Origin of the sequence: Permianibacter aggregans (genome assembly GCF_009756665.1) — a bacterium.
Lineage (GTDB): Bacteria > Pseudomonadota > Gammaproteobacteria > Enterobacterales > Permianibacteraceae > Permianibacter > Permianibacter aggregans.
The window spans coordinates 3,879,167-3,897,681 of the sequence record NZ_CP037953.1; the positions used below are offsets into that span (position 1 = coordinate 3,879,167).

At 55.6% G+C, this 18,515-nt stretch carries 16 protein-coding genes; 10 read left to right on the forward strand and 6 right to left on the reverse strand.

Annotated elements, in window-relative coordinates; translation table 11 throughout:
* Nucleotides 1–4: 4 nt before the first annotated feature.
* Nucleotides 5–1,324 (reverse strand): aspartate aminotransferase family protein, encoded by a 1,320-nt coding sequence (locus E2H98_RS17500; protein ID WP_133586995.1) that lies wholly within the window; start codon nt 1,322–1,324, stop codon nt 5–7.
* Between the two features lie 140 nt (nt 1,325–1,464).
* Here E2H98_RS17500 and E2H98_RS17505 point away from each other — a divergent pair, with 140 nt between their 5' ends.
* Nucleotides 1,465–2,013: a cupin domain-containing protein gene (locus E2H98_RS17505; protein ID WP_133586996.1), complete on the forward strand. Its 549-nt coding sequence runs from the start codon at nt 1,465–1,467 to the stop codon at nt 2,011–2,013.
* Nucleotides 2,014–2,034: 21 nt separating this feature from the next.
* Nucleotides 2,035–3,543: an aldehyde dehydrogenase gene (locus E2H98_RS17510; protein ID WP_133586997.1), complete on the forward strand. Its 1,509-nt coding sequence runs from the start codon at nt 2,035–2,037 to the stop codon at nt 3,541–3,543.
* Between the two features lie 9 nt (nt 3,544–3,552).
* Here E2H98_RS17510 and E2H98_RS17515 read toward each other — a convergent pair whose 3' ends face one another.
* The 5 genes from E2H98_RS17515 to E2H98_RS17535 form a co-directional block, all read right to left on the reverse strand.
* A complete protein-coding gene (locus E2H98_RS17515) occupies nt 3,553–4,593 on the reverse strand; it encodes a GGDEF domain-containing protein (RefSeq protein WP_157591443.1) in 1,041 nt (346 codons plus the stop codon).
* A gap of 118 nt (nt 4,594–4,711) precedes the next feature.
* Nucleotides 4,712–5,101, reverse strand: coding sequence for a SirB2 family protein (locus E2H98_RS17520; protein ID WP_133586999.1), 390 nt, complete (start codon nt 5,099–5,101; stop codon nt 4,712–4,714).
* A gap of 61 nt (nt 5,102–5,162) precedes the next feature.
* On the reverse strand, nt 5,163–6,128 hold the full coding sequence (gene speB / locus E2H98_RS17525; protein WP_133587000.1) for an agmatinase: 966 nt from the start codon (nt 6,126–6,128) through the stop codon (nt 5,163–5,165).
* 208 nt (nt 6,129–6,336) lie between these two features.
* On the reverse strand, nt 6,337–7,608 hold the full coding sequence (locus E2H98_RS17530) for an NAD(P)/FAD-dependent oxidoreductase (protein WP_133587001.1): 1,272 nt from the start codon (nt 7,606–7,608) through the stop codon (nt 6,337–6,339).
* A 24-nt stretch (nt 7,609–7,632) separates the two neighbouring features.
* Complete coding sequence (locus E2H98_RS17535) at nt 7,633–9,003, reverse strand: glutamine synthetase family protein (RefSeq protein ID WP_133587002.1); 1,371 nt, start codon at nt 9,001–9,003, stop codon at nt 7,633–7,635.
* A gap of 291 nt (nt 9,004–9,294) precedes the next feature.
* Here E2H98_RS17535 and E2H98_RS17540 point away from each other — a divergent pair, with 291 nt between their 5' ends.
* The 8 genes from E2H98_RS17540 to E2H98_RS17575 all read left to right on the forward strand — a co-directional run bounded on the left by E2H98_RS17540 (nt 9,295) and on the right by E2H98_RS17575 (nt 18,495).
* On the forward strand, nt 9,295–10,047 hold the full coding sequence (locus tag E2H98_RS17540) for a gamma-glutamyl-gamma-aminobutyrate hydrolase family protein (RefSeq protein ID WP_133587003.1): 753 nt from the start codon (nt 9,295–9,297) through the stop codon (nt 10,045–10,047).
* Nucleotides 10,044–11,399, forward strand: a complete 1,356-nt coding sequence (locus tag E2H98_RS17545) for a glutamine synthetase family protein (RefSeq protein WP_133587004.1) — start codon at nt 10,044–10,046, stop codon at nt 11,397–11,399. Before E2H98_RS17540 ends, E2H98_RS17545 begins: the two co-directional genes overlap by 4 nt.
* 66 nt (nt 11,400–11,465) lie before the next feature.
* Nucleotides 11,466–12,833, forward strand: a complete 1,368-nt coding sequence (locus E2H98_RS17550; RefSeq protein WP_232475430.1) for an aspartate aminotransferase family protein — start codon at nt 11,466–11,468, stop codon at nt 12,831–12,833.
* Between the two features lie 113 nt (nt 12,834–12,946).
* Entirely contained in the window at nt 12,947–14,092 is a 1,146-nt protein-coding gene (locus E2H98_RS17555; RefSeq protein WP_133587005.1) for an extracellular solute-binding protein, read from the forward strand.
* 121 nt (nt 14,093–14,213) lie between these two features.
* Complete coding sequence (locus tag E2H98_RS17560; RefSeq protein WP_133587006.1) at nt 14,214–15,347, forward strand: ABC transporter ATP-binding protein; 1,134 nt, start codon at nt 14,214–14,216, stop codon at nt 15,345–15,347.
* The gene (locus E2H98_RS17565; protein WP_133587007.1) at nt 15,344–16,252 is read left to right on the forward strand and encodes an ABC transporter permease subunit; all 909 of its coding nucleotides are present in this window, start codon (nt 15,344–15,346) and stop codon (nt 16,250–16,252) included. Before E2H98_RS17560 ends, E2H98_RS17565 begins: the two co-directional genes overlap by 4 nt.
* Nucleotides 16,252–17,109, forward strand: coding sequence for an ABC transporter permease subunit (locus E2H98_RS17570; RefSeq protein WP_133587008.1), 858 nt, complete (start codon nt 16,252–16,254; stop codon nt 17,107–17,109). Before E2H98_RS17565 ends, E2H98_RS17570 begins: the two co-directional genes overlap by 1 nt.
* Nucleotides 17,110–17,250: 141 nt before the next feature.
* The gene (locus tag E2H98_RS17575) at nt 17,251–18,495 is read left to right on the forward strand and encodes an HDOD domain-containing protein (protein ID WP_157591444.1); all 1,245 of its coding nucleotides are present in this window, start codon (nt 17,251–17,253) and stop codon (nt 18,493–18,495) included.
* Nucleotides 18,496–18,515: the final 20 nt, after the last annotated feature.

The following is an 18,515-nucleotide window of genomic DNA, read 5'->3' on the forward strand; positions in this document are numbered from 1 at the left end:
ACACCTACGGTGTGGCGGCCAGCACCTCGGCCAGCCGACCAATCAACTCATCAATTTGCGCGCGCTCGATAATCAGCGGCGGCGACATCGCAATAGTGTCGCCAGTGACCCGCACCATGGCGCCGCGCCGGAACATCTCGGTGAACACCTGATAAGCGCGCTGGCCCGGTTTGCCGTCGCGTGGCGCCAGTTGCACGGCGCCAATCAAACCGAAATCGCGGATATCGACGACATGTGGCTGCTCGCGTAACGAATGCAGACGTTGCTGCCAGTAACTTTCCAACTCGCGTGCCCGGGTAAACAGATTTTCCCGTTCGTAGATATCGAGCGCTGCGATGCCTGCCGCGCAGGCAACCGGGTGACCGGAATAGGTGTAGCCATGGAACAGCTCAATGCCAGCTTCGCCGCCTTGCATAAAGGCGTCGTGGATAGGTGGCCGGACAAATACCGCGCCCATTGGAATGGCGCCATTGGTCAGGCCCTTGGCGGCGGTGATGATATCCGGCAATACATCGAAACGCTGCGCCGCGAACGGCTCGCCGATGCGGCCGAAACCAGTAATGACTTCATCGAAAATCAGCAGGATGCCGTGCGCATCGCAAATTTCGCGCAGGCGTTTCAGATAACCTTCCGGTGGCAGGATGACACCGGCCGAGCCGGAAATCGGTTCGACGATAACGGCCGCAATCGTCGACGCATCATGCAACGTGATCAGCCGTTCCAAATCGTCGGCGAGTTCAGTGCCATTTTTCGGTAAGCCTTGACTGAACGCGTTTTCCGGTAACAGCGTATGGCGCAGGTGATCAACGCCAGTCAAAAGGCTGCCGAAATACTTGCGGTTATGAACAATGCCACCGACCGAAATACCGCCAAAGCCAACACCGTGGTAACCCTTTTCCCGGCCGATCAGACGTTGACGGGCCCCATCGCCACGCAGGCGGTGATAAGCCAGCGCCATTTTCAAAGCCGTGTCGACCGATTCCGAACCGGAGTTGGTGAAAAACACATGACGCATATCACCCGGTAGATGCTTGGCCAGCCGGTTGGCAAACTCGAACGGCAGCGGGTGTCCCATCTGGAAGCTTGGGGCATAATCCATTTCGCCAATCTGTTTCGCCACGGCATGGCTGATTTCCTCGCGGCCATGGCCGAGGTTGCAGCACCAGAGTCCGGCGGTGCCGTCCAGTACCTGGCGACCGTCGACATCGGTGTAATACATGCCTTTGGCAGATTGCAGCAGGCGAGGGGCGGACTTGAACTGGCGATTGGCCGTAAACGGCATCCAGTAAGCCTCCAGGGAGGAGGTATCGGGCAATGTGGACATCGGTAATGATCACCGGTGGAACAGACTCGCCGGCATCATAGCTGATTAAAAAATTAAACAGCAATATGCTTATTGCACTAGAATCAAGCGCTGTTCGCGTGTCGCTGTGGCAATAAAATAAACAGGAGAGCAGGAAACCGATGTCCGATGATATTGGTGAACGTCTGAAACGGGTACGTCAGCGCCATGGCATGTCGCAACGGGCGCTGGCCAAGCGCGCCGGCGTCACCAACGGCTTGATTTCATTGATTGAGCAGAACCGGGTCAGCCCGTCGATCGCCTCATTGAAGAAAGTGCTGGATGGCGTACCGATTTCACTGGCCGAGTTTTTCACGGCCGATATCGCTGATCAGCACAAGGTGTTTTATCAGGGCAGCGAGCTGCCGGATTTGGGTAAAGAGGGCATCAGCTATCGGCTGGTCGGTTACGACCGGCATCAACGCCAGATGTCCATCCTGCGCGAAACCTATTTGCCGGGCTCCGATACCGGCGCCGACATGCTGACCCATGACGGCGAAGAGGGCGGCGTCGTGTTGCGCGGCACGCTGGAAGTGACGGTTGGCAGCGAAGTGAAACTGCTCGGCCCTGGCGACAGCTATTATTTTGAATCCCGCATTCCGCATCGTTTTCGCAATGTCTCCGATGAGCCCTGTGAACTGGTGACGGCCAATTCACCCCCGACCTTCTGATTCTTGAGGATGGTGAGCGACATGAGTCAACGCAACGAAAGAAAACCGCTAAGCAAAACCGAATGGCAGCAGCGTGCGCAAAGCATCAGTTTTCCGCAGCTGGCGGTGATTGACGGCAAGAGTGTGCCATCGGTCAGTGGTAAACGTTTCGACACGATTAGTCCGCTGAACGGCAAAGTGCTGACCTCGATTGCCGAATGCGATGCGGCCGATGCCGAAATTGCCGTGCATGTCGCTCGCCGTCGTTTTGACGAAGGCGTTTGGAGCCGGCAATCGCCTGCACAGCGCAAGAAAGTGTTGGTGCGTCTGGCGGAGTTGATGCTCGCCCATCGTGAAGAACTGGCGCTGCTGGAAACGCTGGATATGGGCAAACCCATTTCCGATTCGCTCAATGTCGATGTGCGCAGCTCAGCCAATTGCGTGCGCTGGTTCGGTGAGTTAGTCGACAAGGTTTACGATCAGGTGTCGCCCACCGGTGAAGATGCAATTGGTTTGACAACACGTGAACCGGTTGGTGTGGTCGCTTGTATCGTACCGTGGAATTTTCCGCTATTGATGACCTCGTGGAAAATCGCGCCAGCACTGGCCGCCGGCAATTCGGTGATTCTGAAACCCTCGGAAAAATCGCCAATGACGGCCTTGAAACTCACCAGTTTGGCGCTCGAAGCCGGCATTCCTCCCGGCGTGTTCAACGTATTGCCCGGATACGGTCACACCGTTGGTAAAGCATTGGCTTTACATATGGATGTTGATTGCATTGCCTTTACCGGTTCAACGGCGATTGGCAAACAAATTTTGCAAATGGCTGGGCAGTCGAACATGAAACGCGCCTGGCTGGAATGCGGTGGCAAGAGTCCGCATCTGGTGTTCGCCGATGCGCCGGATTTGGATGCCGCCGCCGAGGCGGCTGCCTACGCGATTTTTTACAACCAGGGCGAAATGTGTTCGGCGGGTTCGCGCTTGCTGGTCGAGAAAAAAATTGCCAAGGAATTTCAGCAAGAAGTACTACGGAAAGCCAAGCACTGGCAGCCGGGCGATCCGCTGGATCCGGAAACCAAAGTCGGCGCCATCGTCGATGACAAGCAAATGAAAACGGTGCTGGACTATATTGAGCAGGGCAAGCAGGAATGCGAGCTGGTGTTCGGCGGTAATCAGATTTTTCAGGAAACCGGCGGCTATTTTATCGAGCCTACCGTGTTCAGCAATGTTCGCTCTGATCACGTCATTGCCCGCGAAGAGATTTTCGGGCCGGTATTGGCCGTGCAAACTTTTGAAACCGATGAGCAGGCGATTCGCATTGCCAACGATACGCCTTATGGTTTGGCGGCGGCGCTATGGACTCGCGATATCACCCGTGCCCATCGCACCGCACGTGCCTTGCGTGCCGGCTCGGTCTGGATCAATTGCTACGATGGTGGCGATATCACGACACCGTTTGGCGGTTACAAGCAATCGGGTAACGGTCGTGACAAATCGATTCATGCGCTGGATAAATACACGGAACTGAAAGCAACCTGGATTCAGCTATAAACCAATCGATCAGTTCGTTACCCGAATAAACTCCGGCGAATGGGGGGCGCCATGCTCATCGAGTTCGGCGCGATTACGACCGAGGCTTTTGGCTTTGTATAGAGCCGCATCGGCGCGCGCCAGCCAGCAAGGCCAGTCTTCGCCGTTTTTCAAGACCGCTGCACCGATCGAAATGGTGACGCGACCGCCCGGGCTTTTCAAATCCTGTTCCATTTGCTGACGTAGTTTCTCGGCGAAATGTTCAGCACCATGCCAGTCGGTATTCGGTAGCAACAATAGAAATTCTTCGCCACCAAAACGGAAAAACCGATCGACCTGACGGATATGCTCGCTGGCCAGGTGGGCAAAGCGCACCAGCACTTGATCGCCGGCATCGTGGCCATGACGGTCGTTGATTTGTTTGAAGTGATCCAGATCGATCAGAATCAGCGACACCGGATTTACATCACGCTTGAAGGTGTCGACGGCACGCTGCAACTCGACGGTCATGATGCGCCGATTCAAGGCTCCAGTCAGCGGATCACGTGTTGCCAGTTGTTCCAGTTTGCGGTGTTGCAAATCGTAGCGGAAGGAAATGATGTAGCTGAGTGTGCCCAGTAACAGCGCCGTTGCCGTGAATGACACCATCTGTGGCACCGAGGAAAAAGCGCGACCATCGACGACCAGAAAAATAATCGCGGCCAGCGTGATGGTGGCGGCATAGAGGCGATGTCGGGTCAGGAAAAAATTGGTGACGATTGCCGTCGACATCCAGAATAACCCGGCAACGCCAAGTAACTCTGAACTCGCGCAGGCACCAACGCTGCTGACCAACACCAGCACGCGTCCGGCGCGTTCATTATTGCCGCTGCGCCAGGCGTAGACGACGACACCGCCGATCAACAACACCAGCAGCGTGTCGAGTACACCGACCCAGAAATTCCCACTGAGAAAACGATAAGCCGCGAACGGGCTGATGACAGCAACCGTGCAGGCGCCAAACACCGAAATGATGGCTAACTGAAAATCCGTCTGCAGGCGGTTAAGTAATGGAGATGCTCGGGTATTCATTTCTGCACCGTACCTCATTCATCCTTGAATTTGCGGTGTGCACAGCGATGCCGAAGCATAGCACCGATGCGTCGCCGGCGCTATGCACAATGGGCACGCTCGAATCAGATAGGCGCGATCAGAGGTAGCGAATCAGCCAGCTCCACGGCGTATGCAGATGTGCAGCGCCGATGATGTAGATGAACGTCGCGACGGCCAGCAGAAAATAGAACAGCTTTTCAACGAAGCCCTTGGCTCTTTTCACGGCCATGTAGCCAAACACGATGTAGACAATCAGACCGATGACTTTTGCGGTCAGCCAGGCATGCACGAACGGATACTGCTGCATCAGATAGGACAGATAGATCGCGGATACCAGCAACGCGGTATCGATGATATGCGGCAGCACCCGGTAGGCAAACGCGTTGTTGTTGTAGCTCATCAGCGCGCGCAAGCCGCGCCACAAAAACAACAATCCGCTGAGCACAACGGCAGTGATATGGATGTGTTTGACGATGGTATAGAGCATGGCGACGTCTTTATTGTTTGGTTAAGAAAACAGCCCGCCGAAGCGGGCCGTGTATCGGCAATTAGAATTTACCGGCCAGTTTCTTGTTGCGCATGATGCACAGGAAATCGCAGGCGATATGGGCCGCAGCCAGCGCCGTGATTTCGCTCTGATCATAAGACGGCGCTACTTCAACGACATCGGCGCCAATCAGGTTCACATCACCAAGCGCCCGCACGATGTTAAGGGCTTGCGCGGTCGACAGACCGCCGGCGACCGGCGTGCCGGTGCCCGGGGCATAACTCGGATCCAGACAGTCGATATCGAAGGTCAGGTAAACCGGGTTATTGCCGATGGCGTTCTTGATTTCGGCAATCGTTGCCGCGACACCGTTTTCGTGCACCCAGGGCGCGAACAGCATGTTCATGCCCATGTAGTCGTCATTCCAGGTGCGGATGCCGACCTGCACCGAGCGCTTCGGATCGATCAGGCCTTCGTTGATGGCCTTGTAGAACATCGTGCCGTGATTCAGCGAGTCCGGCGAATCATCCGGCCAGGTATCGCAATGGGCATCGAAATGGATGATCGATAGCGGCGCGCCGTATTTTTCCGCATGTGCCTTCAGCAGCGGATAAGTGACGTAATGATCGCCACCGAAGGTCAGCATCTTGGCGCCGCTGGCCAGAATGGTGCGGGCATGGTCGATGATGCTGTCTTTAATGGTCATTGGATTATGAGCATCGAAATAGCAATCGCCGTAATCGACGACGGCCAGATCATCGAACGGATCGAAACCCCAAGGGTAAGGCTTCAGTTCCGCCAGTTGTACCGAGGCAGCGCGAATCGCCTGCGGGCCCATGCGGGCGCCGGAGCGGAAGGTGCAGGCCAAATCGAGCGGAATGCCGCTGATGGCGACATCAACTCCAGTCAAATCCCGGGTGTAGCGGCGGCGCATGAACGACAGCGCGCCGGCATAGGTATTTTCAATCGAGGAGCCGTAAAGGGAAGGACGGCGAAAGGCGCCATCGCCTTTGATGATTTCACTCATGGTGCATGACTTCGAATAGCGTCCACCTGCGTCGGTGAACTCCCGGTCGTTTGAGTGGCCGACGGGTAAAGGCCTGGCTGGCAAGTGTAGCGGGTTGGCGGGGTGAACTCAAAAATCCGCGGACTTTCAGGACCGGCGATATGACCATAAATTGCCGAATAGATTCATTGTGCGTGGAGTTTCCTGGCCGTTTAGAAGTCGACGCTGCCTACAACAAATCGCGCAGCCGGTACCAGGCCATCGCCAGCACCAGCGCCGGGGTTCGAAACATCGTGCCGCCGGGAAAATTGTGGTGCGGAATCCTGGCGAACATATCGAAGCGTTCAGCCTGGCCACTGATCGCATCAGCAATCAGCCGCCCGGCCATGCCGGTCAGCGCGACACCATGGCCGGAAAAACCCTGGGCGAAAAACACATTCGGCTGCAGTCGGCCAAAATGCGGTGCCCGGTTCATCGTGATATCGACATAGCCGCCCCAGGTGTAGGCCGGCTGGATGTCGTGCAATTGAGGAAACACGCGCAGCATGTGGCGGCACAGGCGCTCGGTCAGATTGCGTGGTTCCAGTTTTGAATACGATACCCGGCCGCCGAACAGCAAACGATGATCGGCCGAGCGGCGAAAATAATCGAGCACAAAATTAGTGTCGCAAACGCAGATGTCGTTGCGGATCAGCGATTCGGCTCGCTCTGGGCCTAGCGGTTCGGTGGCCATGATGTAGGTGCCGACCGGCATGATTTTGCGATCGAGCTGTGGCGCCAGTTTGCCGAGATAGGCGTTGGCGGCGAGCACGACAAAATCGGCCGTCACGGTACCGCGATCAGTTCTGATTTGCACTTTGCTGCCGTGTTGTAGTGACAGGGCCCGCGTTTGTTCGACAATGTCGGCGCCAGCCTTGCGCGCGGCGCTGGCAAGACCCAAGGTGTAGTTCAGCGGATGCAAATGTCCCGAGCGGGCATCAAACAAGCCGGCGATATAGCGTGGGCTGTTCACCTGTTCGCGCAATCTTTCGCCGGTCCACAATTCAGTTGGATAATCGTAGGTTTGCTGCAGGAATTCCTGTTCCTGTTCCAAGGCGCGCTGTTGCCGTGGTTTGATCGCGGCGGCACAAAAGCCGTCGCGTAAATCGCAATCGATGCCATGATCCGCGACGCGTTTTCGCAACAGAACCAGTGCTTCAATCGAAAGCTGCCAGTGCTGGCGCGCTTGCGTTTTGCCGACCAGGCGTTGCAGCGTTTGGTTACCACACGCGTAATCGTGAATGAATTGACCGCCGCTGCGACCGCTGGCACCCCAGCCGACGCGTTCGGCCTCTAGCACAAGCACTTTATAGCCGCGCTCAGCCAAATCGAGCGCGGCAGCGCAACCGGTCATACCGGCGCCGATAATGCAGACGTCGACGTTACGGTCGCCATCAAGCGATGGCAAACTCGGGAACGAATTGGCGCTGGCGGCATACCAGGAAGGAGCGTGTGCGGACATCGAAAATCGTGTAGTGAATGGACCTTATACGGTGCGCAAATACCACTGATATTCCAGCGGCGAGACATGGTAGTTGAATTCGTTATTCTCAGCTCGTTTGCAGGCCAAGTACACTCGGCAAAAATCCTTGCCGAGGTATTCGGAAATCACTTCACTTTGCTCGAAAATATCCAGTGAATGAGACCAGATATTCGGCAGCGTCCGCTTGTGCTGGGTGTAAGCATTGCCGATCGTTTCCGGGCCGCAATCGAGCTGCTTGGTGATGCCGTGATGGATACCGGCGAGCACACTGGCAACCGCCAGATACGGATTGGCGTCGGCACCGGCAACGCGGTGTTCAACGCGCATTGCATCCGCTGAGCCGGCCGGAATACGCAGGGACACCGAACGATTGTTGACGCCCCAGGCCGGGCAATTCGGTACAAACGAATTGGTCCGGAAGCGGCGATAGGAATTGGCGTTTGGTGCGAAAATCGCCATCGCTTCGCGCATCGTCGCCATCAAGCCGCCTAGCGCATGTTTCAACGTGTCGCTCAAATCGCCTTCGGCGGTAGCGAAAACATTGCGGCCATTTTCATCAATCAAACTGACATGGATATGCATACCGGAACCGGCCCGATCATCATAGGGTTTGGCCATGAACGTCGCTTCGACATTGTGGTTCAGCGTCACGCCTTTGATGAGGCGCTTCAACAAAAACGCGTCATCACAGGCACGCAACGCATCGGCGCGATGTTCCAGATTGATTTCGTACTGGCCCGGTGCGTATTCTGCGACAGCCGTGTCGGCCGGCAGATCCTGAATTTCGATGGCATCGGCCAAATCCTCGAGCAGTTCATCGAAATCATCAAGATCCTGAATCGCGTAAACCTGGGTCGACTCTTCACGCAGCCCGGTAAACGGCGAAATCGGCGGCTGCGGTGTGTAGGTGTTGATGCGCTGACGATCGATGACATAAAACTCCAGCTCGACGGCAACAACTGGCGTCAGCTTCAATTCCTTGAAGCGATTGAGCACGCGGGAAAGAACCTGGCGCGGATCGGCAAAAAATGGCGCGCCTTTGCCATCGGTCATCGTCAGTTGCACCTGCGCCATCGGCCGTTTTTGCCAGGGCGAAACTTTCAAGGTGCCGGGAATCGGCCAGCAGATTTGATCGGCATCGCCAATATCAAAACCCAAACCGGCTTCTTCGATATTGTCGCCGGTGATATCCAGCGAAAAAATCGAGCCGGGCAGGGCAACGCCGGATTTGTAGGCTTTCAGCAGGCTGTCCTTATCCACCCGTTTGCCGCGTGGTACGCCGTTGGTGTCGCAGACAAACATGTCGACGCCGGTCACCTCCGGGTGCTGTTGCAGAAAGGTTTCGGCTTCCTTGATGGCTTTTTCATCAAACATGATTGCCCTCGCGTGTGCAAACCCGGTCGCCAGGTTGGCAGAACCGTTTGGGTGTTTAATATCTTTAAATGCTGGCTGGCCGGTTGATGGCCTGTCAAGGGGGCTCGGTATTGCGGTGCAAAAAGAGTGGTAAACGCGAACCTTGGCCCGTTGACGATTTCACGGTGGCGCAGATATAAAGGTAGCTGGTAGCTTGCTGGCGTCCATCGTCAGCACCTGATGCCATCTTTCCGGGTCATCACCCCCATCATTTGCCCTACTGGCCTGTTTAATAAAATGAACGCAAAGACAATGAAACCTCTGGTCGCGATCATCTCGGATTGCCGCGAAATCGGCCTGCACTACTATCATATGGTCGGCGACAAGTACGTGCGTGCGGTGGAGCGCTGCAGCGGTGTGCTGCCGGTGCTGCTGCCGGCCTTCGCCGGTTCCATCGCTATCGACGATCTGGTCGAGCGTTTTGATGGCGTGCTGCTGACCGGTAGCTACTCCAATGTTGAGCCGCATCGCTACGGTCGGCCGCAGCGCAAGGAAAAAGACTTGAACGACCCGCATCGCGACGAAACCGTGTTGCCGCTGGTACCGGCACTGGTGTCGGCTGGCGTGCCGGTATTCGGCATTTGCCGCGGTTTTCAGGAAATGAACGTCGCCTACGGCGGCACGCTGCATCAGGAAGTGCACAAGGTCGACGGCAAACATGACCATCGTGAGAATCAGCAGGACCCGCTCGATATTCAATACGGGCCGATTCATGACCTGAAACTGGCGCCAGATGGCATCATGAAAAAACTGTTGAACACCGACACCATTCGGGTCAATTCGCTGCACAGTCAGGGCATTGATGATTTGGCGCCATCACTGGCCGTCGAAGCAATAGCGCCCGATGGATTGGTTGAAGCCTACCGGGTCCAGAACGCCAAACAATTTGCCCTGGCGGTGCAATGGCATCCGGAATGGAAGGCCTGGGAAAATCCGGTTTCGATGGCTTTGTTTAATGCTTTTGGTGAGGCCTGCAAAGCACGTATGCAACAGAGGAAGGTATGAGTCAGACTGACGAAGAATTTTTAAAACAGTGGATGGAAGCACGCGGCATTACCGAAGTGGAATGCATGGTGCCGGATTTGACCGGCGTTGCCCGTGGCAAAATTGTGCCGGCGAAAAAGTTCTTCCGCGAGAACATGCGGCTGCCGGAAGGCATTTTCATTCAGACCGTCACCGGTGATTGGCCCGACGACGAAGATTACGACAAGCTGGTCAATCCGACCGATATCGACATGGAACTGGTGCCGGACCCAAAAACGGTTTGTCTGGTGCCCTGGGCTGTTGAGCCAACAGCGCAAGTAATCCACGATTGCTTGTATCGCGATGGCACGCCGGTTGACCTGGCGCCACGCTCGGTATTGCGCCGGGTATTGAAGCAATTTGAACTGCAGGGCTGGGAGCCGATCATGGCTCCGGAAGTCGAGTTTTATCTGGTCAAGCAAAACACCGATGCCGATTATCCGCTGGAGCCGCCGATTGGTCGTAGCGGCCGAAAGGAAACGGCACGTCGCAGTTATGGCATCGATGCCGTCAACGAATTCGATCCGGTGTTCGAGGAAATGTATGACTACTGCGAACAGATGGAACTCGATATCGACACGCTGATTCATGAGGAAGGCGCTGGCCAGATGGAAGTGAACTTCCTGCACGGCTCGCCGATGGATTTGGCCGATCAAGTGTTTCTGTTCAAACGTACGATGCGGGAAGTGGCCTTGCGCCATAATATTTATGCCACGTTCATGGCCAAGCCAATGGAAAACGAAGCCGGCTCGGCGATGCATGTGCATCAATCCATTGTTGACAAGAACACCAAAGAAAATGTGTTCTCGACACCGGATGGCGAACCGAGCGAATTGTTCTTCCATTACATCGGCGGTTTGCAGCGTTACTTGCCAGCGGCGATGAGCCTGATGGCGCCAAACGTCAATTCCTATCGCCGCATTGCGCGTTTCAATTCTGCGCCGATTAACGTGCAATGGGGCTACGACAATCGCACCGTCGGCTTGCGAATTCCGCATTCATCACCAGCCAATCGCCGGGTGGAAAATCGCATTATCGGCGCTGATTGCAATCCGTATCTGGCTTTTGCTGCCTCGCTGGCGGCCGGTTATCTCGGCATGGTGCAGAAAATCAAGCCGAGCGATCCGGTGTCGGCCTCGGCACACAATTTGCCGTATCAATTGCCGCGCAATTTGCTCGATGCATTGGCTTTGCTGCGCACCAATGATGAGTTGAAACATGTGCTAGGCGAACGCTTTGTTCGCGCCTACACCGCCGTCAAAGAGAAAGAGTACGAAACGTTTTTTGCGGTAATCAGTTCCTGGGAGCGCGATTTCCTGCTATTGAACGTATGAACGCTGCCGCCTTCGGGCGGCATTTTTTTTGCGCCTGGTCAAACCGATTCAAAAGGGGAGCACGACGTGAAAAAAACATCCGGCGATATCGATTGGCGGCATCTGGATGCCAGCCATCATTTGCACCCATTCACCGACAACAAGGCTCTGCGCCTTACCGGTGTGCGGGTGATTGAGAAAGCGGAAGGCGTTTATCTCTGGGACGGTGATGGCAATCGGTATCTGGATGGTTTCGCTGGACTGTGGTGCGTCAATGTCGGCTACGGGCGAAAAGAGCTGATTGAAGCAGCGGCTGCGCAGATGCAGCAACTGCCGTATTACAACTTGTTTTTTAAAACGACGACGATGCCAGCGATTGAGCTGGCACAGGCGATTTGCGAGCTGACGCCGCCCGGTTTGAACCAGGTGTTTTTCACCGGCTCCGGCTCGGAGGCCAATGACACCGTTTTTCGGATGGTGCGCCGCTACTGGGATTTACGTGGTCAAAAAAAGAAAAAAGTTTTCATTGCCCGAAAAAATGCCTATCACGGTTCGACCGTTGCCGGCGCCTCACTCGGCGGCATGCGCTATATGCATGAGCAAGGCGACTTACCGATTCCCGGCATCGAACATATCGAACAGCCTTATGCGTTTGAGCTCGCCGGTGATTTGTCGTCGGAAGCATTCGGTCGGTTGGCCGCTGGGTGGCTCGAACAGAAAATTCTTGAACTTGGTCCGGAACATGTCGCGGCATTTATTGGCGAACCGATTCAGGGCGCCGGTGGGGTAATCATTCCACCGCTGAACTATTGGAGTGAAGTCGAAAAGATTTGCCGCAAATATGACGTGCTGATTTGCGCCGACGAAGTGATCTGTGGTTTTGGTCGCCTGGGCCATTGGTTCGGTTGTCAGCATTTCGGTTTTACGCCGGATTTCATGTCAATAGCCAAAGGGCTTTCGTCCGGTTACCTGCCGATTGGTGGCGTGGTCGTGCGCGATGAAGTTGCCGAGCTGTTGGTCGAGCAGGGCGGTGAGTTCAATCATGGTTTTACCTATTCCGGGCATCCGGTTTGCGCCGCCGTTGCTTTGGCCAATTTGCGCATTCTGCGTGAAGAAAGAATCGTCGAGACGGTGCGTAAGCAGTCCGGACCCTATTTGAGTCGCAAGCTGGCCGAACTGGTTGATCATCCTTTGGTTGGCGAGGTACGTAATATTGGCTTGATCGGGGCTATCGAACTGGTGGCCGATAAACACACCCGAAAGCGCTGTGGCAAGCTCGGCGATACCGGCTCGCTTTGTCGCGACATGGCGTTGAGGGAAGGCCTGATCTTGCGGGCGACCGGCGACACGATGCTGCTGTCGCCGCCGCTGATCATTTCTGGTGCGGAAATTGATGAATTAGTCGCCAAAACCAGGCTCGCACTGGACGCGACGGCTGCGCAATTAGGACTGTAAAATCCGCGCGTCAACTGCTATGGTTGACGCGGCCTTGAATAGCCCAAAAAGGCGGGCGGGGGCGCGTCCCTGGTGACGCGATGGCCATCACTTGGAGATAAGGGGAATAACGAATGGCAAAGCAGAAATTTGCACTCGCCGCAGCCGTAGCCGCGGCTTTGAGCTTGGCGGCGTGCAGTGACAAACCAGCACCGGAAGAACAAGCCGCTGCTCCAGCAGAAGAAAAAGCCGCGAAAGTCGTGCATGTTTATAACTGGAGCGATTATATCGACGACAGCGTGCTGGCCGATTTCGAAAAGGAAACCGGCATCAAAGTGGTTTACGACGTATTTGATAGCAACGAAGTGTTGGAGGCCAAACTGCTGGCCGGCAGCACCGGTTTTGATGTCGTAGTGCCTTCCGCTTCTTTCCTTGGCCGTCAGATTCAGGCCGGCGTGTTCCAGCCGCTCGACCGCACCAAGCTCTCGAACTGGGGTAACCTCGACAAGAGCATCATGCAGCGTCTGGAAAACTACGATCCGGGCAACCAGTACGCCGTGCCTTACCTGTGGGGCACTACCGGCATCGGTTACAACGTCCAGAAAGTCAAAGAAATTCTCGGTGAAGATGCACCGGTCGATTCCTGGGATCTGGTGTTCAAGCCGGAAAACATCAGCAAGCTGAACAAGTGCGGTGTCGCCATGCTCGACGCCCAGTCGGAAATTCTGCCGGCGGCGCTGAACTATCTCGGTAAAGATCCGAACTCGCTGGTCGAAGCTGATTACACTGATGTTGCCCAGCCGTTGCTGGAAAGCATTCGTCCGCACGTGACCTATTTCCATAGCTCGCAATACATCAACGACCTGGCCAACGGTGACATCTGCGTTGCCATTGGTTGGTCCGGTGATATTTTCCAGGCTCGTGATCGCGCCGCCGAAGCTGGCAAGGAATTTGAAATCGCTTACAGCATCCCGAAAGAAGGCGCGCTGATGTTCTTTGACATGATGGCCGTGCCGAAAGACGCCAAGAATGTTGATGAAGCCCATCAGCTGGTCAACTACCTGATGCGTCCGGAAGTGATCGCCAAGGTCACCAACTTTGTCACCTACGCCAATGCCAACCCGGCATCGCTGCCGATGGTCGACGAAGAAATCAAGAGCAACAAAGCCATTTACCCACCAGAAGAAGTCATGGCCAAGTTGTATACCCAGCGGGTCATGCCGCTGGAGATTGAACGGGTGATGACCCGGGTCTGGACGAAAGTCTCCAAAGGCCAATAAAATAGTGCCCCTGAGCCTCGCCACTATCATGGCGAGGCTTTTTGTTTGTCTGTTGTCCGTTTTTTGTTGAAACACCGGTGCCGAATGGCAACGGTGCCTTGAAGGAAGCTTGACACGCACCATGAACAACGCCGCCGAACCGCACGCTGCTGCGCCAGCGAAATCCGATGAAAATTACGTGGTTATCGAAGGGATAACCAAACGGTTTGGCGACTTCATCGCCGTCGACAATGTCGATTTGAAAATACGCAAAGGCGAGATTTTCGCGTTGCTCGGCAGCTCCGGCTGTGGCAAATCCACCTTGCTGCGAATGCTGGCCGGCTTTGAAAAGCCGAGCGAAGGACGCGTGCTGATTGATGGCCAGGACATGGCCAAAGTGCCGGCCTACAAGCGGCCGACCAATATGATGTTCCAGAGCTACGCGCTGTTCCCGCATATGAGCGTCGAAGACAACGTCGCGTTTGGTCTGAAGCAGGATGGCATGCCATCGGCGGAAATCAAACAACGGGTCAGCGACATGCTGGCGCTGGTCGACATGAGCCAGTTCGCCAAGCGCAAGCCGCATCAGTTGTCCGGTGGTCAGAAGCAGCGTGTCGCGCTCGCCCGTTCGCTGGCGAAACGGCCGAAATTACTGTTGCTCGACGAGCCGATGGGGGCGCTCGACAAGAAACTGCGCGAACGCATGCAGTTGGAACTGGTCGATATCATTGAGCGGGTTGGCGTCACTTGCGTCATGGTTACCCACGATCAGGAAGAGGCGATGACGATGGCCTCGCGCCTCGGCATCATGAGCAAAGGCCGCATCCTGCAAGTCGGTGCGCCATCCGTCGTTTATGAAACGCCGAATTGCCGTTTCTCGGCCGAATTCATTGGCTCGGTCAATATGTTTGAAGGCACGTTGGTTGTTGATAAACAGGACCGTGCCGAAGTCGCCGTACCGGAATTGCCGGCGCATATCTACGTCAATCATGGTGTCGTTGGCGAAGAAGGCGAGAAGGTTTGGGTCGCGGTGCGCCCGGAAAAAATCGAAGTGGGTTTTTCCAAGCCGGACCGCAACGTCAATTTTGCCAAAGGCAAAGTCGTCAACATTTCCTATTTCGGCAGCCACTCGGTTTACCACATCAAACTCGATAGCGGTAAACGGGTCATTGCCAACGCGTCGAATTTCATTCGCGACACCACCGATCGCCCAACCTGGGAAGACGAAGTCTATCTGTCTTGGGAGCCGGAATCTGCCGTGGTGCTGAACATATGAGCCTGGCCGCTACCCTGAAAAAGTGGTCGCCGAATCCGCGCGCCGGCATCGTGCTGGTGCCGGCACTGTGGATGACGTTTTTCTTCCTGGCGCCGTTCGCGATCGTGCTGGTCATTTCGTTCATGAAATCGGCGATTGCGATGCCGCCGGTCGCGTTCGAATACACTGCTGATGGCAGTATTTCGCTGTTGACCACCAGTTACGCGCGGCTGTTTGATTTTGACGATCTGCTGTACATCAATGCCTATCTCGGTTCATTGAAAATGGCCGGTGTCGCGACCCTGTGCGCGCTGCTGATCGGCTACCCGATGGCCTATGCGATTGCACGTGCGCCGGGTGCCTGGCGTCATGTGCTGTTGATGATGGTGATCCTGCCATCCTGGACCAGTTTTCTGATTCGCATTTATGCCTGGATTGGTTTGCTGAAGAACAACGGCTTTATCAACAATTTTCTGATTTGGCTTGGCGTTATCGATACGCCCATTCAGATGATGCAAACCGATTTTGCGATTTATGTCGGCATTGTCTACGCCTATCTACCGTTCATGATTCTGCCGCTGTACACCAACCTCGTTAAGCATGATCACACGCTGCTTGAAGCAGCCAATGATCTCGGCGCCAATCGCTGGACCGCGTTCTGGCGAATCACTGTGCCGCTGTCGTTCAACGGCATTGTCGCCGGCTCAATGCTGGTGTTCATTCCTGCCGTTGGCGAGTTTGTCATTCCGGAAATTTTGGGTGGCCCGGATCAGTTGATGATCGGCAAAGTGTTGTGGCAGGAGTTCTTCAACAATCGTGACTGGCCGAGTGCCTCGGCTGTGGCGATTGTCATGTTGGCCGTACTGATGATACCGATTGCGATTCTGCAGAAGTATCAGAACAAAGCCAGCGAGGAGAACGCCTGATGCAAAACCGTAACAGCGCCTTCTCCTGGACCTGGCTCGGCCTCGGCTTTGCGTTTCTGTATATGCCGATGGTGTTGATGGTGGTCTATTCGTTCAACGAAAGCCGGCTGGTCACCGTCTGGTCGCAATTCAGCACCAAATGGTATGTCGAGTTATTCAATGATACCCGGATGTTGGAAGCGGCCTTCACCAGTTTGAAAATCGGTGTCGCGACCGCAACGTTCGCAGTTCTACTCGGTACGCTGGCGGCTATCGTCATTACCCGGATGGGCCGCTTTCATGGCAAAACGTTTTTCCAGATGCTGATGACGGCACCCCTGGTAATGCCGGAAGTAATCACCGGTTTGTCGTTGCTGTTGTTGTTTGTCGCGATGAAGCAGTTCTTTGGCTGGCCGGAAGGGCTGGGCATGACGACCGTTTGGATTGCGCACGTGACCTTTACCAGCGCATTCACGACCGTTGTGGTTTCCTCGCGCCTGCGAGAAGTCGATAACTCAATTGAAGAAGCTGCCCGTGACTTGGGTGCACCGCCGTTGAAAGTGTTCTTTGTCATCACGCTGCCGATTATCGCTCCAGCACTGGTGTCGGCGTGGCTGCTTGCTTTCACGTTGTCGATTGACGATCTGGTCATTTCCAGCTTCGTTGCCGGGCCGGGCTCGACGACACTGCCGATGGTCGTATTCTCATCGGTACGTCTCGGGGTCAGCCCGAAAATCAACGCCCTGGCGACCATCGTCATTGGCATCGTCTCGGTCGGTATCATTATCGCCGGCTGGTTCATTTACCGTGCCGAGAAGAAGCTCGAGCGGGAAATGGAACAGGCTTCAGCCGAAATGGCGATGAACCGCACCGAGTAGGGGGCTTGGCCTGCCAATCAAATCTCTGTGCCGGCCGTTAACAGGCTTCGCCAGCCGGCACTGAGACAGTATTCACAAAATTGAAATGCGCCAGCAGATGGTGTAGGCTCCGGGTGTTGCCGTTCATGGATGATGTTGGCTATGCCGTTACCCGAGCCAGAAGTATTCAGTCATTTTCTCCCCTTCCGCCGTTTGAGCCCGGTCGAGCACTGTCTGCTCAGCCGTCGTGTTCGCATTGAACAATACCGCCGCGGTGCCGAACTCGCCGCCATTGGTGATACCGATGGTGATGAAATTTTCCTGTTGTCTGGCGCCCTGACACTGGTGGCTCAGGATGGCGGCCGCCGACGGGTCGATACCGGCACCGCCAGTGCGCTTGGCGCCATTTCCCAATTACGTCCGCGCCAGTTCCGCGTCGTAGCCGACAGTCTGGTTGAGGTGCTGTTGGTTCCGCTGGACGTCATGCATTGGCTCAATCAACAAGCCACAAACCAATTTTCCGTCGCCGAACTGGAGCTCGACGAAAACGATGACGATGATCGCCTGTTCGCCGCGATGCTGACCGATTTGCCGCAGTTTCGCGTCAACCTGCCGGTAACTCGCGCCGGAGCGGCGGCGATTCGCGGCATCGTTAATCAGACCAATCAGGGTTTGGCGCAATTGGCGCAGGCCGCGATGATCGAGCCATCGGTTGCGGTAAGGCTGATTGGCGCTGCCAATCATCCATTGAGTGCTCCGGGGCGTAATAAACAAAGCTGTTTTGAGGCCGCTGCGCATCTTGGCGTTGAAACGACACGGCGTTTACTGACGGTGTTTACCTCCAGCGAATTCGTGCCGGACCGTTATTCGACCATTCACGCCCGCTTTGCCGAGGCGGTGCGACGCAGCCGTGAATGTGCTTATCTGTGCGCGCAGTTGGCTGAGTTGACGGGTACGTTGGTCGCGGCCAACGCCTATCTGGCGGGCTTGCTGCACGCCGTTGGCGAAATCGCGGCGCTGGCTTATGCCGAGCCATGGCATGAACTCTGTTTGGATAAACAGCGCTTGGAGGCTTGCCTTAACCGCTTGCGACCCACAATGGGCGCTACCATTCTGCGCGAATATGGTTTCAACAGTGATGCCGTGCTGGCGGCCAGCAGCGCTACCGATTGGGCACGGGAAATTGAAGACGGGCTTGATTACGCGGATTTGGTGATTTTGAGTTTACTGCACAGCGCGATCGGAACCGAACATGCGCGCAAGGTGCCGCCGATGCACACGATTCCGGCGTTTGCCCGGGTAACCCACGGCGAACTCAGTCCATCGAAAAGCCTGGCGATGATTCGCACCGCGCGAGCGCTGGCCGATAAAGCCCGGCCCCCGGATTGGCAGTTCTCTGTAGCATAAAAAACGGCGCCTCTATGGCG

Bases quoted from the DNA above. Each gene is read 5' to 3' on its own strand.
- E2H98_RS17540 (WP_133587003.1), top strand. From the start codon at position 9,295: ATGAAACCTCTGGTCGCGATCATCTCGGATTGCCGCGAAATCGGCCTG.
- E2H98_RS17570 (WP_133587008.1), top strand. From the start codon at position 16,252: ATGCAAAACCGTAACAGCGCCTTCTCCTGGACCTGGCTCGGCCTCGGC.
- E2H98_RS17575 (WP_157591444.1), top strand. From the start codon at position 17,251: ATGCCGTTACCCGAGCCAGAAGTATTCAGTCATTTTCTCCCCTTCCGC.
- speB (WP_133587000.1), bottom strand. From the start codon at position 6,128: ATGAGTGAAATCATCAAAGGCGATGGCGCCTTTCGCCGTCCTTCCCTT.
- E2H98_RS17545 (WP_133587004.1), top strand. From the start codon at position 10,044: ATGAGTCAGACTGACGAAGAATTTTTAAAACAGTGGATGGAAGCACGC.
- E2H98_RS17500 (WP_133586995.1), bottom strand. From the start codon at position 1,324: ATGTCCACATTGCCCGATACCTCCTCCCTGGAGGCTTACTGGATGCCG.
- E2H98_RS17560 (WP_133587006.1), top strand. From the start codon at position 14,214: ATGAACAACGCCGCCGAACCGCACGCTGCTGCGCCAGCGAAATCCGAT.
- E2H98_RS17505 (WP_133586996.1), top strand. From the start codon at position 1,465: ATGTCCGATGATATTGGTGAACGTCTGAAACGGGTACGTCAGCGCCAT.
- E2H98_RS17520 (WP_133586999.1), bottom strand. From the start codon at position 5,101: ATGCTCTATACCATCGTCAAACACATCCATATCACTGCCGTTGTGCTC.
- E2H98_RS17565 (WP_133587007.1), top strand. From the start codon at position 15,344: ATGAGCCTGGCCGCTACCCTGAAAAAGTGGTCGCCGAATCCGCGCGCC.
- E2H98_RS17510 (WP_133586997.1), top strand. From the start codon at position 2,035: ATGAGTCAACGCAACGAAAGAAAACCGCTAAGCAAAACCGAATGGCAG.
- E2H98_RS17530 (WP_133587001.1), bottom strand. From the start codon at position 7,608: ATGTCCGCACACGCTCCTTCCTGGTATGCCGCCAGCGCCAATTCGTTC.
- E2H98_RS17555 (WP_133587005.1), top strand. From the start codon at position 12,947: ATGGCAAAGCAGAAATTTGCACTCGCCGCAGCCGTAGCCGCGGCTTTG.
- E2H98_RS17515 (WP_157591443.1), bottom strand. From the start codon at position 4,593: ATGAATACCCGAGCATCTCCATTACTTAACCGCCTGCAGACGGATTTT.
- E2H98_RS17535 (WP_133587002.1), bottom strand. From the start codon at position 9,003: ATGTTTGATGAAAAAGCCATCAAGGAAGCCGAAACCTTTCTGCAACAG.